Below are 13,444 nucleotides of genomic sequence, written 5' to 3' on the forward strand. Positions count from 1 at the left end.
TTATAGCGCCTTTTTTAATGTTTGTTCAAATATACTTAGCAATTAAACTGTGTTTATTTTTTTGCTTCCATACTAAATAATAATTGGCAAGAACGGCTGTTAAGCCAATTACGACTGCAATAAATAGCAGTGTTGCAACATAGCTCATACCGTATCCAATTGGTAAACCCACCAGTGTTTCGCCATAAGTCATATCAGAAAAACTAAAGCCTAAAACAGGGATAAGTAACCAACTTATTGCATGCAGTAAATACAAGTGGGCTAAGTACGAGAACATACTGGTTTTACCCAATACTTGTAAAAACTTTGGCGAAAAATCACTTTTTAGCTTACTCAATAGTTTAAGCATAATTAGGCCTATACCAACGGTTAACAACATAAACTGCAGGGAAAGTGGGTATTTGGTCGGGTTTAAAAATGACATTATAGTGAGTAAATAAGAGTCACTAATCGTAAATATTGACGCGTCACCATAAAGATTAAAGCCACGCAAAAGCGTATATAAAACTAGGCAGCTTACACCCAAAATTAAGCCATAATCCATAACTCGGTTACTGTATTGCTTGGCTTTGTAATAAACACCTGCACAATAGGCTAACGCCATTAACCCAACAATAGGAGCTACGGGGTAGGTGGTTCTAATTTTAAAGTTAAAAGGAAGTTCGAGTACATTTTTCTGATGTAAAACAGACCATATCGTATTTGCGATTGTATTTGGCTCAAAGTTGACGGCATCAAATAAGTTGTGGCCAAATACTAAAATTAAGCCCATGGCAAAAATTGCATACAGACCGATTAAGCGTAAAAGCCCTAGAATAATAAACCCCCAACCTATCGCCCAAATAACCTGAGCGTATAACATTGGAAACAGTGGATTAAAGCTCCAAGACCATGACACAATAGTAAATTCAAATAATATAAGCACTAGTCCACGTATAATTAAACTTTTTGAAAAAGCTTGCGTGGAAGTGTATTTATGCTCGGTTATCGCAGCTGAAAGGCCCGCTAAAAATACAAATAATGGCGCACAAAAGTGCGATATAAAACGAGTGAAAAAAGTAAGCGCATCTGTTCCTGGTATGGTCATGGGATCGGTCACTGAATAATTTAGACAATAATACATGCCGTGATCAATCACCATAAATATAATAATAAGACCTCGTAGTAAGTCTATATGGTGTAAACGATTTTGAGATAAAGGTAATGACATAATATGCTTTGGTATGGATGAAAAAACGAGTTTAATTATATGTTATATTATATCATTTTGCGAGAGTGATAATAAAATACTTTAGTATAAATTATGTTGTAAACAATTTTCACTTACTAACAGATTTTTACAGTTTTACTTTTTTAATGGAGTTACTCTATTAACTAAATAGTTAAAGTTGAAGCTACTAAAGGGTTAAACATGAAAAAAATATTTTTTTTATCACTATTGCTGATGCTTAATGGCTGTACATTTTTTGGCGTTATGTTGGATGGACAAGCAGCCTCAAATGCACAAGAAAATCAGCGGATGAAAAATCCAGCTCGGTCTACTCCTTATGAAAATCCATTTGAGCCAGTTCCCGTTGATAAGGACGGATTTTCTTTTGCAGAGCTAGGTTTAAAAATAGACTCTGCAGTATTTAGTTTAGTAAAAGGAGATGACGGCACCATTAGAAAATGCAGGCAGGTCACAAAAAATCTTAAAGAATGTGTAGAAGTAGATAAATCTACTCTACACAGTAATGAATCTAAGCAGTTAAAAACTGATGATGAAATAATAAGTGTTGGTCTATAAAACTACTAATGAAATAGTAACTATGGTCGTAGCCAGCTTGCATTTCGAGTGTTAACGGATAGCCTTTCTGTGTAGCTACAGTTACTAACTTTTGTGGCTTAAGTTGCTCATCTAAAAAGTTATCTGCATCACCTTGGCTAACCAACATAGGTAAATAATCAGCTTGTTTGGCTTGTTGCATTAATTCGCAGCTATCATATTCTGCCCAGACTGATTTATCAGTACCCAAGTAGCCAGTAAAGGCTTTAACACCCCAAGGACAATCTATCGGGTTTACAATTGGGCTAAATGCTGTAGCGCTGGTATAAGCTTTAGGATTTTTAAGGGCAATTATTAATGCGCCGTGGCCACCCATAGAATGCCCAGAAATTGCTTTTTTAGTTGTTACTGGAAAATGTTGCTCTATTAATGCAGGTAGTTCCTTCACCACATAATCGTACATATTAAAATGAGTATTGTAAGGTGCCTGCGTTGCATTGACGTAAAACCCTGCACCTTGGGCAAAATCGTAGCTATCTTCATTAGGAACGTTTTCACCACGCGGACTGGTATCAGGTGCGACAATAGCGATGCCTAGCTCTGCCGCTTTTTTAAACGCGCCTGCTTTTTGCATAAAGTTTTCATCGGTACAGGTTAATCCTGATAACCAATAAAGTACTGGTACTTTATTTTTTTCACTGGCGCCTGGTGGTAAAAATACCGCAAAACGCATGCTGCAATGGGTGCTTGAGGAAGTATGGCTATACTGCTTATGCCAGCCACCAGCCACTTTTGCTGTTGAGATATTTTCTAACATAACAATCCTTAAAAGCCGTTACTTAATAGCAACGGCTGGTAATGGTGATTAAAAGAAATTAGTAATGAATAACAGTACGAATACTCTTACCTTCGTGCATTAAATCAAATGCATCGTTAATTTCTTCAAGGCTCATGGTGTGGGTAATAAAATCATTAAGGGCGAATTCACCCGCCATGTAACGCTCTACAATTTCAGGAAGTTGCGAACGACCTTTAACGCCTCCAAATGCGCTACCACGCCATACACGGCCAGTAACAAGTTGGAACGGGCGAGTTGAAATTTCTTGGCCAGCACCAGCTACACCAATAATTACAGATTCTCCCCAGCCTTTATGACAACACTCAAGGGCAGAGCGCATTACATCAACGTTACCAATACATTCAAATGAGTAATCAACACCGCCGTCGGTCATCTCTACAATCACTTCTTGAATTGGCTTGTCGAAGTCTTTTGGATTAATTAAGTCGGTAGCACCGAGTTTAGTCGCAAGATCAAACTTAGAGGTGTTAATATCAATACCAATAATACGGCTTGCACCAGCCATTTTGGCGCCAATAATGGCCGACAAACCAATGCCACCTAGACCAAAAATTGCTACCGTATCGCCCGCTGTTACTTTTGCCGTATTTGTTACAGCGCCCATACCGGTAGTGACACCGCAGCCCAATAAGCAAATTTCCTCTAAAGAGGCTTCTTTATTTACTTTAGCTAGCGAGATTTCAGGAAGTACTGTGTATTCAGAAAAGGTCGACGTCCCCATATAGTGATAAATTGGTTGGCCGTCTTTGAAAAATCGCGTTGTGCCATCTGGCATTAAGCCTTTGCCTTGTGTTTCGCGTACAGCAGAGCACAAGTTGGTTTTACCTGAAGTACACATTTTGCATTCACCACATTCTGCGGTGTATAGAGGAATAACGTGATCGCCAACTTCTACACTTGTAACGCCTTCGCCCACAGCGTAAACCACCCCGGCACCTTCATGGCCTAAAATAGCGGGGAAAATGCCTTCAGGATCTTCACCTGATAAAGTAAAAGCATCTGTATGGCATACACCTGTGGCAGTGATTTTTACCATCACTTCGCCTTTTTTAGGCATCATCACGTCAACTTCTTCAACGCTTAAAGGCTGATTAGGGCCCCAGGCAATCGCTGCTTTTGATTTTATAAATTCAGACATGTGTATATCCTTTGTAGTGGTTTGAATATCAATTGTAGACCCAAACTGTTTGGGTGATGTGCCTATTGTATTTATTTCTATAACAATGATAATCTCTAAATTAATAAAACACTTTTACAGTATGGTAATAATAATGCGTTGGGAAGGGATTGATGAGTTTATTGCTGTTGGCGAAGAGGGAAGTTTCACTCAAGCTGCACAGACGTTGGGTCTATCGGTTGCCCATATTAGCCGCCATGTTACTAAGCTTGAGCAACGGTTAAATACCCAACTTTTAACGCGTACGACCCGAAAGGTTGTATTAACCAAAGAAGGTGAGCAGTTTTTACACCAAGTAAAACATTTACAACACGCTATGGATGAAGCCACTCAGGGGCTCGCGTCTGTGCAAACATCCCCTAAAGGTAAAATTAAATTAACCGCACCGGTTATGTATGGTGAAAGTTTTATTATGCCGATAGTGCATTCGTTTATGCATGATCACCCCGAGATAGAAGTAATCGCAACGCTCTCTAACGAGCAAGAAAACTTGCTGGAGGGCGGCTTTGATTTAGCCATTCGATTAGGCCATTTAAAAGATTCGAGTTTAAAAGCGCGACGCTTGAGCTCTCGGCGATTTATTATGTGTGCTGCACCAAGCTATTTAGCGCGTTTTGGCGAACCCCATACGTTAGGTGAACTTAACCAGCATCAATGCTTAATTGGTAACAGTAGTTATTGGCGAGTAAATGAAAACGGTCGTGACAAACATATTAAAGTAGCAGGGAGGTTGCATTGCAATAGCGGTTGGGCACTGGTTGACGGCGCTAAAAAAGGGTTGGGTATTGTTCAGTTGCCGGATTACTACATAGAGAATGAGATAAAAACAGGGCAGTTAGTACCAATATTAACAGCTTATCAACCTCAGCAAGAGGGTGTGTGGGGGCTCTATCCTCCGCGGCAATTTGTTGCTACTAATGTACGGGTATTACTTGATTATCTAGTAACAGGATTAAAAGTTTAGCTTGGCTTAGTGATTTGCTTATAATATAGCCAAGTATAAGATTTATAAATTATTTCTTACATTTATGGTGATATTCAATTGCGCTGAGTTCGTGCTACTATAAAGCCACACTTTTAGCATTAATGTTTTAATTAATATGTTTCAACCTGTTAGCCTGTTTATCGGACTTAGATATAGTCGCTCTTCCAAAGGCAATGCGTTTATTTCGTTTATTTCTTTTTTTTCTATTGCAGGTATAGCGATTGGTTTAATGGCGCTCTTTACAGTAAGTAGTGTCATGAACGGTTTTGAAAGCAGCCTGAAAACGAATATGCTCGGACTCATTCCACACGTTGAAGTGCAGGCAAAACAACACTCTAAAGCGCAAATGAATACTCTTAAAGCCGATCTTGAGCAATCACCGTATGTTGATCATGTTAGTTTATACCGCCATGGTGAAGCTATACTACAAACAAATAAAGACCTGCATGGTGTGCTGCTGCAAGGGCTCTATGATAATGATGGCTCGCTTTATAAAATCACTGACAAAGTAGTGCAGGGGAATTGGCAAAGTGTATTAAATAATAATTATCACATTGCTATTAGCCGTTATCTAAGCCGTAAACTCGGCGTTAGCTTGGGCGATAAACTGCGCGTTATTATGCCCAATGCGTCAACTTATACACCCCTTGGTCGTGTTCCTAGCCAGCGTTTATTCAAAATTGCTGCTATTTACGAAACTGGTTCAGAAATTGACATGGGATTGGCATTTACCAGTGGTGTGTCATTGCAACGAGTATTAAAGCAAAGTAGCTCTACACCCCCTAATTTAAGTGTGTCACTGCATGAGCCATTTGCACTTGATGAATTTATTCAAGACAGCCAACTTATTCTAAAGAATTTTAAATACACCGATTGGCGCAGTAGCCAAGGCACTTTATTTGCCGCTGTGGCGATGGAGAAACGCATTATGTCTATGTTATTGGGCTTAATCGTGCTGGTGGCGGTGTTCAATATTGTGTCGGCGCTCACCATGATGGTAAGTGAAAAACAAAGCGAAGTTGCGATACTGCAAACACTAGGGCTAACGCCAAGCCAAGTACAAACTGTATTTATGATTCAAGGTTTATATAACGGTGTGATTGGTACGGCAGTAGGTGCCTCTTTAGGTATTTTATTTAGCTTATATATTAATGAACTGCTGGCGTTGGTTGGCTTAAATTTATTATCGGGGATTTCACTGCCGGTCAAATTTGATGCGCTTAGCTTAAGTGTGATTGCGCTTTTAAGCTTAGCAATGAGCTTTTTAGCGACTTTATATCCCGCGCGCCAGGCCGCTAAAGTAAACCCAGCCGAGGTATTACGTTATGAATGATTTAGTAATTAGTTGTGAACAAATAAGTAAAGTGTACCAAGACGGGCAAAACCAAGTTGAGGTATTAAAAGGGGTTGATTTAGCCCTAACCCAAGGTGAAATGCTAGCTATTGTAGGTAGCTCAGGTTCAGGTAAAAGTACCTTATTGCATATTTTGGGTACCTTAGATACCGCCAGTTCTGGCAGTGCAAAAATCAAAAACCAAGATGTGGCTAAACTTTCTCGCAGCCAACAAGCCGCGTTTAGAAATCAAAACTTAGGGTTTATTTACCAATTTCATCATTTATTAATGGAATTTAGTGCGGTTGAAAATGTTGCTATGCCACTGTTAATAAAAGGCTTGAGTGCCAAAGAAGCAAATGTAAAAGCGCTCGACATGCTCGATAAAGTCGGCCTTGCGCACAGAAGTAGCCATAAACCGTCGGCACTTTCTGGTGGCGAACGCCAACGTGTTGCCATAGCGCGTGCTTTAGTGACTGAGCCTGCACTGGTTCTTGCAGATGAGCCAACGGGTAATTTAGATAAGCAAAACGCGATTAAAATTTACGATTTAATTAACCAGCTAAATAAAAGTTTAAACACCAGTTTTGTGGTGGTGACTCATGATTTAGAACTTGCCGACAAGCTAGGTAAAATAGCGTATTTAGATGATGGTAAATTATCAATAAAAGAGTCAAACCATGTTGCTTAGTGCCTTTATAAGTAAACGTTTCAGAGCCTATTCAGGCCATAAAGATGAAAAAAACGCGTTTGTTAGTTTTATTGCTAAGGCATCTACTATTGGTATTTTACTTGGTGTTGCCGTTTTAATTGTGGCGTTATCGGTGATCAATGGTTTTGAACAACAATTAGTACATCGTTTATTAAGTGTAGTGCCACAAGTTGAATATGTAGCACCAAGCAGGCCGATTGCTGATTGGCCCAGCAAAGTCGAAAAATTAAAACAGCAACCACAAGTAACAGGAGCAGCCCCATTTATAGCAGTAAATGGTATGGCGCAATTTAAAAGCCAATTAAAAGCAGTTGAAATACGTGGTGTTGAGCCTTCGCTAGAGAGCGACGTATCAGCGGTTAACCAATTTACACAAGGTAAATTAGTCAGTCAGCTAGCACTTGAGGATGTTATTTTAGGCAAGCAAATTGTCACTCAACTTAATATATCAATAGGCGACAATGTCACTTTATTGATCCCACAAATTAGTGAAAAAGGACAATCATTACTTGCGCCAAAACGGGTTACATTAACACTCGCAGGCATTATAGAAATGGGCGGTCCTATTGATAGCAGTGCCGCGTTTATTCACCTTAGCAAAGCACAACAAACCTTAGGTTACGATCAAAGCCAAGTAACCGGCCTACGTTTACGGGTTGATGATGTGTTTGCAGCGCACCAAATAGCGTTGAGAGTAGGGCAAACTCTTACTGATTATGTGTATATATCGAGTTGGTTTAGAACCCAAGGCAGCTTGTATCAAGACATTCAAATGGTTCGCACGATCGTTTATATTGTGGTGTTTTTAATTATTGCAGTCGCCAGTTTTAACATTGTTTCGTCATTAGTGATGGAAGTGCGCGAAAAAGAAGGCAATATTGCCATTTTAAAAACCATGGGTGCCAAAGACAGTACTATATTGGCTACTTTTGTAATGCAAGGCTTAACTCAAGCATTTGTTGGCGTAGTTTTAGGCTCTATTATTGGAGTCATTCTAGCAATCAATATTAGTGAGCTTTTTACTTGGCTGAGTTTATTGCTGGGTGAAAATCCGCTAGAAGGTGTGTATTTTATCGAATTCTTACCGAGTAAATTAGTTTGGCAAGATATAGTGTTAACTGTTATTGCCACCTTTGTGCTTGCAATATTGGCGACGCTGTATCCAGCATGGCAAGCAACACGTGTTGATCCGGCAAAAGTATTGGGTAATTAAACACAGTATTTAATAGGGCGCTTAGTGTAACTCTGATAAACTGCGCCGCTATTAAACAGCTTTTGTTTGCTGAGCACTTATTTACCTTGGGATTTACTTTGACAAATAACGATATTTTACGCCGTATTCGCTACACCTTTGATTTAACCGATTCAGCAATGGTTGACGTGTTCGCCGCTGCAGAGCAGAGCGTTAGCACTGAGCAGGTGATTGCATGGTTAACTAAAGAGGGCGAGCAAGGTTACACCCCAATAAGTGACACCGAATTTGCGGTATTTTTAAATGGCTTTATAAACACTAAGCGCGGTAAACGTGACGGTGAGCAGCCAATCCCAGAGACTAAATTAAACAATAATATTATTTTTATGAAATTACGTATTGCTTTAAATATGAAAGCAGAAGACGTGATAGCCACACTAGCCTTAGTTGATTTTGATTTAAGTAAGCATGAGCTCAGTGCATTTTCACGTAAAGTTGAAAACAAACATTATCGTGTGTGTAACGATCAAGTTTTACGTTTATTTTTAACTGGTGTGCAGCGTACTTTTCGCCCAGATGGCGAAAAAGCTTAATGCATTTTATAGAGGTTGATTAGCAACCTCCATTTAAACCTCTTAAACGAACTCACTAAAATCTACGCTATTATTAGTCTTATCCTTCTACAACTTCAGTCTTATAAAGCATTTTATGTTGTCGCTCTCGTAAAAACGTAGAGTCGTATTTTGTTTTACTATTTTTTTAATACTTTTAACGTGTTATTCATTTAAACTGGCGTTTTTAGCATAAAAATTCTTTACTAATGGGTTTTTATACAAAAGAAACAACAATTTAATTCAACATCAAACACGTGCATCCCGTTTATTTATGATGTTAAAGTGTAAAAATAATGATCACATAATCAATTTCTCTACTAACAATAACGTTGATCATTTTTCCTGTTTCGAATTAAAAAATACCCACATGGAAGAATAAATATGAATTATATACACAGAACAATTGCGCAATTAAAGCAGACAAGCCCTGCGCAATGTGAGTTTTATCAAGCAGTAGAAGAAGTGCTAGACTCGCTAGAGCCTGTATTTGCGCAAACCAGTCATTACCAACAACAAGCAATTATTCAAAGAATGGTAGAGCCAGAGCGTCAGTTAATGTTTCGCGTGCCTTGGGTTGATGACGAGGGCAATATTCAAGTCAATAAAGGCTACCGTATCGAATTTAATTCGGCGTTGGGCCCTTACAAAGGCGGCTTACGTTTTCATCCAAGTGTAAATGCCAGCATCATAAAATTTTTAGGCTTTGAACAAATTTTTAAAAATGCATTGACCGGTTTGCCTATAGGCGGCGGCAAAGGAGGCGCTAATTTTGATCCTAAAGGACGCTCTGATGGCGAGATAATGCGTTTTTGCCAATCGTTTATGACCGAGTTATATCGCCATATCGGCCCTACAACCGATGTACCTGCAGGGGATATTGGCGTAGGGGCGAGAGAAATTGGTTATATGTTTGGCCAATACAAACGCTTAACAGGGCGCTATGAAGGCGTACTAACCGGTAAAAGTTTACTTTGGGGCGGATCGTTAGCTCGCAAAGAAGCAACGGGTTATGGCGCAGTGTATTTTGCTAACTATATGCTTGAAGATCGTGATGACAGCTTATCAGGAAAACGCTGTTTAATTTCAGGCTCAGGCAATGTGGCAATTTATGCCATGGAAAAATTATATCAACTAGGGGCTACGCCTATTGCCTGTAGTGACTCAAAAGGCACTTTGTACGATGAGAGTGGCATTGACTTAAAACTTATTAAGCAATTAAAAGAGCACTCACGAGGATGCTTAAGTGACTACCTAGATACTCATCCTCATGCCAAGTATACGGCTCGCGATGAGTACCCTCAAGATGGTCATGCGGTATGGCGTTACAGTGCGGATGCGGCTTTTCCTTGTGCTACACAAAATGAATTAACCCAAGCGGATGCAAAAGCACTACTTGAAAATGGCTGTACTTTAGTCAGTGAAGGAGCAAATATGCCTTCAACCAAAGAAGCGATTGATTGCTTTATTGAAGCAAAAATAGCTTATGGCCCTGGCAAAGCAGCGAATGCCGGTGGGGTAGCAACCAGCCAATTAGAAATGGCACAAAATGCCAGTATGCAAAGCTGGACATTTGAGCAAGTAGATGAAAAGTTAAAGCAAATAATGAAAGATATTTTCACTACAGCTAACGATACCGCAAAAGAATTTAATCAACCCGGTAACTTGTTACTTGGTGCAAATATTGCTGGATTTAGACGTGTAGCAGATGCAATGATTGAACAGGGCGTTGTATAGCGACGCCTCGGCTATTTATTAGTGAACCCAATAATTTTTATCTATATCTTGAGTAGGCATTGTTCAGGATATAGCAAAAGTAATGTATAATATTATTTAATAAGGTAAATTTAACTCGCTAATTAATAACAATAAACTATAGTGTGGATAAGGATAAGTGAGCTTATTAAGGAGAGTGCCGGTGCGTCTTATTCCCGCAATTTTTTATTTTTCAAGTGCAACAGAGCACAACTTCCAAAATCAACTCAATAAAAGCTCAATGCGTCTTGCTGATGCATCACTCTATCTAGTAACACTGTTTTTATTGTCTTTTATTTTTATGTCTTGGCTTAATCAACAAGAGCCTGCCAATTCGACGATAACAATTTTACGCGTAACTATGGTGTTGTTATCGATAGTCCTCATTATTGTAAATAGAACATTAAGTTCAGAGTACTTGCATTCGCGCTTTTTCAGTTATGCGGTTTTATTTTGTTTTTTATTTAGTTATTTCTTTTGGGAATATGTGCAACGCTATAGTGAATTAAAAGAGGGTGGACCTATGCTTGTAGCTGCTGCATTTATAGCCATACCGATGCTGCACTTAGGACATAAACTGGTTTTATGGTCAATAATTGGCATTGCCCTGATATTTATTGAGCTTTTTTCTTCTACTTCGATTGCGTGGACACTTTATTTTTATTTCAGCATAGTTATTGTATTGGCCATAGTGCAATATCAACTAGATACCCTATTAAGAAAGCAATATAAAGCGGAATTATTTGAAACTGAAAAAGCCAATACCGATCAATTAACAGGTATGCATAATCGGCATAGTTTTGATAGACGCTGTAAAGCATTAATTAACAAGTTAGCGCCATCACAATATTTAGGGTTAGCGATGATTGATGTCGACTATTTTAAAAATTATAACGATAACTACGGCCACTTAGAGGGAGATAACGTATTAATAGCAGTCGCAAACCGACTAAAACATTGTGACGCTGATATTGTGGTGCGTTTTGGTGGTGAAGAATTTATATTGGTAAAAACATTACAGGCAAATGAGTTAGATTGGTTGAGTGACTTACCTAAACGCTTTGCAGCCGACCCGATTGCACATCAGTATTCACCCTTTAACCGTATTACTGTCTCTGCTGGTATTGCAATTGATAAATACACTACATATAGACCTTCAATTAAATCATTGTTGGCAACAGCTGATGTAGGGGTTTATAAAGCTAAAAATGCAGGACGAAATATAAGTATTACTGACTTTGTTGTTCCTAAACAACCTGAAATTGAGTAAGACAATGCAAAGCACTAAGCTGATAGTGCTTTGCATTTAATCAGCTTACGAAAATGCAGACTCGGCGAGCTCTTCTTGCATTTGTTCACGCATTTTAAATTTTTGCAATTTGCCGGTTACCGTCATCGGGTAATGTTCAACAAAGCGAATATATTTAGGCTGTTTAAAGTAGGCGAGTTTGTCTTTTAAAAATAATCGAATTGCTTGCTCATCAAGCACTTCACCTTCTTTAGGCTGGATCCAGGCACAGACTTCTTCGCCAAACTTTTCATCGGTAATACCAAAAATTGCCGCATCTTGTATCCCTGGGTAGGTGTATAAAACTTCCTCAATCTCACGGGGATATATATTTTCTCCGCCGCGAATAATCATGTCTTTAATTCTGCCAACAATACTAACAAAGCCTTCACTGTCCATTACCCCTAAATCGCCAGAATGTAACCAACCTTGATTATCGATAGTAGCTTTGGTTTTTTCTTCATCGTTCCAATAGCAACGCATAATACCAGCTCCACGGCTACAGACTTCACCTGGTTGGCCTATTTTTTGAACTTCACCCACTTCATCAATAATCTTTACTTCAGTGTGCGCAAGCGCTCGTCCTACTGTGGTGACTTGACGCTCAATTGATGAGTCGGTTTCAGTGATATTGTTGATTGGGCTACACTCTGTTTGTCCATAGGCTATAACGACTTGGTTCATATTCATTAGTGTTTGTACTTTACGCATAACTTGTTCGGGGCAGGTTGAGCCTGCCATAACGCCGGTTCGTAATGTAGTTAAATCATAATCACTAAAGTTATTAAGCTCTAATTCGCTTATAAACATGGTAGGCACGCCATGAAGCCCGGTACATTTTTCTTGTTGTACCACCTCTAATGTGGTTTTTGGATCGAAAGAATCACTTGGATAAATAGCTGCAGCGCCTTTACTTACGCACAATAAGCTGCCTAAAACCATGCCAAAGCAATGATAAAGCGGTACAGGGATACACAGCTTATCATGTTCAGTAAAATGCATTGCTTGGGCAACAAGCAGTGCATTATTAAGAATGTTTTTATGCGTTAGCGTAGCCCCTTTAGGGTTTCCTGTGGTGCCAGAGGTAAACTGAATATTAATGTCTTGATTACAGTTTAGGGTTTTAGCCACCGCTTGAAGTTCTAACTGGTGGGCATCTGAGGGCATGGCGAGTACTTCATTAAACGAAAACATACCATTTACTGGCTCATCACCTATACAAATTACATTTTTTAATGAAGGAAGCTGAGCGGCTTTTAATTCCCCTTTTTGGCAACTATTTAGCTCTGGGGCTAAACTTTGTAGCATATTAACGTAGTGACTGCCCTTAAATGAGGTAGCAGTAATAAGCGTGGAACATTCAACACTATTAAGCGCATATTGCAGTTCACTGGGGCGGTAAGCTGGGTTAATACACACCATGATTGCGCCGATTTTGGCCGTGGCAAATTGAGTTAAGCACCATTGTATATTGTTGGGTGACCAAATACCGACCCTGTCACCTGATTTAACCCCTAATGCCAACAACCCCATAGCAAGCTGATCAATCTGCTGCTGAAACTCCTTATAGTTTAAGCGAATATTTTGGTGAGCAACAACAACTGCCAATGCCTCTGGGTTATTGTCGACAATTGAATCAAGGTATTCTCCAATAGTTTGCTCTATTAGCGGTGTGCTTTGAATCCCCTTAAAATAACTATTTGATAGCGGTATAGTGTTTATTTGTTCTACTTCTTTATGCACTGTTTGTGTCGCTTTCATGACATT

At 39.2% G+C, this 13,444-nt stretch carries 12 protein-coding genes; 8 read left to right on the forward strand and 4 right to left on the reverse strand.

All coding sequences use genetic code 11. The features are described 5' to 3' along the window. Positions 1-25 precede the first annotated feature (25 nt). Entirely contained in the window at positions 26-1,210 is a 1,185-nt protein-coding gene (locus ACNSN2_RS06215) for a DUF1624 domain-containing protein (RefSeq protein ID WP_418608799.1), read from the reverse strand. Between the two features lie 201 nt (positions 1,211-1,411). On the opposite strand from ACNSN2_RS06215, the gene ACNSN2_RS06220 reads away from it, so the two are divergent. Beyond that, complete coding sequence (locus ACNSN2_RS06220; protein WP_138593910.1) at positions 1,412-1,786, forward strand: hypothetical protein; 375 nt, start codon at positions 1,412-1,414, stop codon at positions 1,784-1,786. On the opposite strand, the gene fghA is transcribed toward ACNSN2_RS06220, so the two are convergent. After that, positions 1,740-2,582 carry an S-formylglutathione hydrolase gene (fghA, locus tag ACNSN2_RS06225; RefSeq protein WP_138593909.1) on the reverse strand — a complete coding sequence of 281 codons (843 nt, stop codon included), beginning with the start codon at positions 2,580-2,582 and terminating at the stop codon, positions 1,740-1,742. The genes ACNSN2_RS06220 and fghA overlap by 47 nt on opposite strands. A 58-nt stretch (positions 2,583-2,640) precedes the next feature. Further along, entirely contained in the window at positions 2,641-3,762 is a 1,122-nt protein-coding gene (locus ACNSN2_RS06230; protein WP_109874696.1) for an S-(hydroxymethyl)glutathione dehydrogenase/class III alcohol dehydrogenase, read from the reverse strand. A gap of 130 nt (positions 3,763-3,892) precedes the next feature. Between ACNSN2_RS06230 and ACNSN2_RS06235 the strand changes: the two genes are divergently transcribed. From ACNSN2_RS06235 to ACNSN2_RS06265, 7 genes are all read left to right on the forward strand, one after another. After that, entirely contained in the window at positions 3,893-4,765 is an 873-nt protein-coding gene (locus ACNSN2_RS06235; RefSeq protein ID WP_171040282.1) for a LysR family transcriptional regulator, read from the forward strand. Between the two features lie 136 nt (positions 4,766-4,901). Beyond that, positions 4,902-6,119 carry a lipoprotein-releasing ABC transporter permease subunit gene (locus ACNSN2_RS06240; protein WP_418608801.1) on the forward strand — a complete coding sequence of 406 codons (1,218 nt, stop codon included), beginning with the start codon at positions 4,902-4,904 and terminating at the stop codon, positions 6,117-6,119. Further along, positions 6,112-6,810, forward strand: coding sequence for a lipoprotein-releasing ABC transporter ATP-binding protein LolD (gene lolD, locus ACNSN2_RS06245; RefSeq protein ID WP_010389881.1), 699 nt, complete (start codon positions 6,112-6,114; stop codon positions 6,808-6,810). Before ACNSN2_RS06240 ends, lolD begins: the two co-directional genes overlap by 8 nt. Continuing rightward, complete coding sequence (locus ACNSN2_RS06250; protein WP_418608802.1) at positions 6,800-8,044, forward strand: lipoprotein-releasing ABC transporter permease subunit; 1,245 nt, start codon at positions 6,800-6,802, stop codon at positions 8,042-8,044. Before lolD ends, ACNSN2_RS06250 begins: the two co-directional genes overlap by 11 nt. Positions 8,045-8,142: 98 nt before the next feature. Next, positions 8,143-8,616, forward strand: coding sequence for a DUF1456 family protein (locus ACNSN2_RS06255; RefSeq protein WP_055011902.1), 474 nt, complete (start codon positions 8,143-8,145; stop codon positions 8,614-8,616). Positions 8,617-9,018: 402 nt separating this feature from the next. Next, positions 9,019-10,371 carry an NADP-specific glutamate dehydrogenase gene (gene gdhA / locus ACNSN2_RS06260; RefSeq protein ID WP_418608803.1) on the forward strand — a complete coding sequence of 451 codons (1,353 nt, stop codon included), beginning with the start codon at positions 9,019-9,021 and terminating at the stop codon, positions 10,369-10,371. 181 nt (positions 10,372-10,552) lie between these two features. Further along, positions 10,553-11,659, forward strand: coding sequence for a GGDEF domain-containing protein (locus ACNSN2_RS06265; protein ID WP_418608804.1), 1,107 nt, complete (start codon positions 10,553-10,555; stop codon positions 11,657-11,659). A 45-nt stretch (positions 11,660-11,704) separates the two neighbouring features. On the opposite strand, the gene ACNSN2_RS06270 is transcribed toward ACNSN2_RS06265, so the two are convergent. Further along, positions 11,705-13,438 (reverse strand): AMP-binding protein, encoded by a 1,734-nt coding sequence (locus tag ACNSN2_RS06270; protein ID WP_418608805.1) that lies wholly within the window; start codon positions 13,436-13,438, stop codon positions 11,705-11,707. Positions 13,439-13,444 lie beyond the last annotated feature (6 nt).

It is taken from the genome of Pseudoalteromonas sp. US3C1013 (assembly GCF_048401115.1).
Classification (GTDB): Bacteria; Pseudomonadota; Gammaproteobacteria; order Enterobacterales; family Alteromonadaceae; genus Pseudoalteromonas; species Pseudoalteromonas undina.

Bases quoted from the DNA above. Each gene is read 5' to 3' on its own strand.
- ACNSN2_RS06230 (WP_109874696.1), bottom strand. From the start codon at position 3,762: ATGTCTGAATTTATAAAATCAAAAGCAGCGATTGCCTGGGGCCCTAAT.
- fghA (WP_138593909.1), bottom strand. From the start codon at position 2,582: ATGTTAGAAAATATCTCAACAGCAAAAGTGGCTGGTGGCTGGCATAAG.
- ACNSN2_RS06220 (WP_138593910.1), top strand. From the start codon at position 1,412: ATGAAAAAAATATTTTTTTTATCACTATTGCTGATGCTTAATGGCTGT.
- lolD (WP_010389881.1), top strand. From the start codon at position 6,112: ATGAATGATTTAGTAATTAGTTGTGAACAAATAAGTAAAGTGTACCAA.
- ACNSN2_RS06250 (WP_418608802.1), top strand. From the start codon at position 6,800: ATGTTGCTTAGTGCCTTTATAAGTAAACGTTTCAGAGCCTATTCAGGC.
- ACNSN2_RS06215 (WP_418608799.1), bottom strand. From the start codon at position 1,210: ATGTCATTACCTTTATCTCAAAATCGTTTACACCATATAGACTTACTA.
- gdhA (WP_418608803.1), top strand. From the start codon at position 9,019: ATGAATTATATACACAGAACAATTGCGCAATTAAAGCAGACAAGCCCT.
- ACNSN2_RS06240 (WP_418608801.1), top strand. From the start codon at position 4,902: ATGTTTCAACCTGTTAGCCTGTTTATCGGACTTAGATATAGTCGCTCT.
- ACNSN2_RS06270 (WP_418608805.1), bottom strand. From the start codon at position 13,438: ATGAAAGCGACACAAACAGTGCATAAAGAAGTAGAACAAATAAACACT.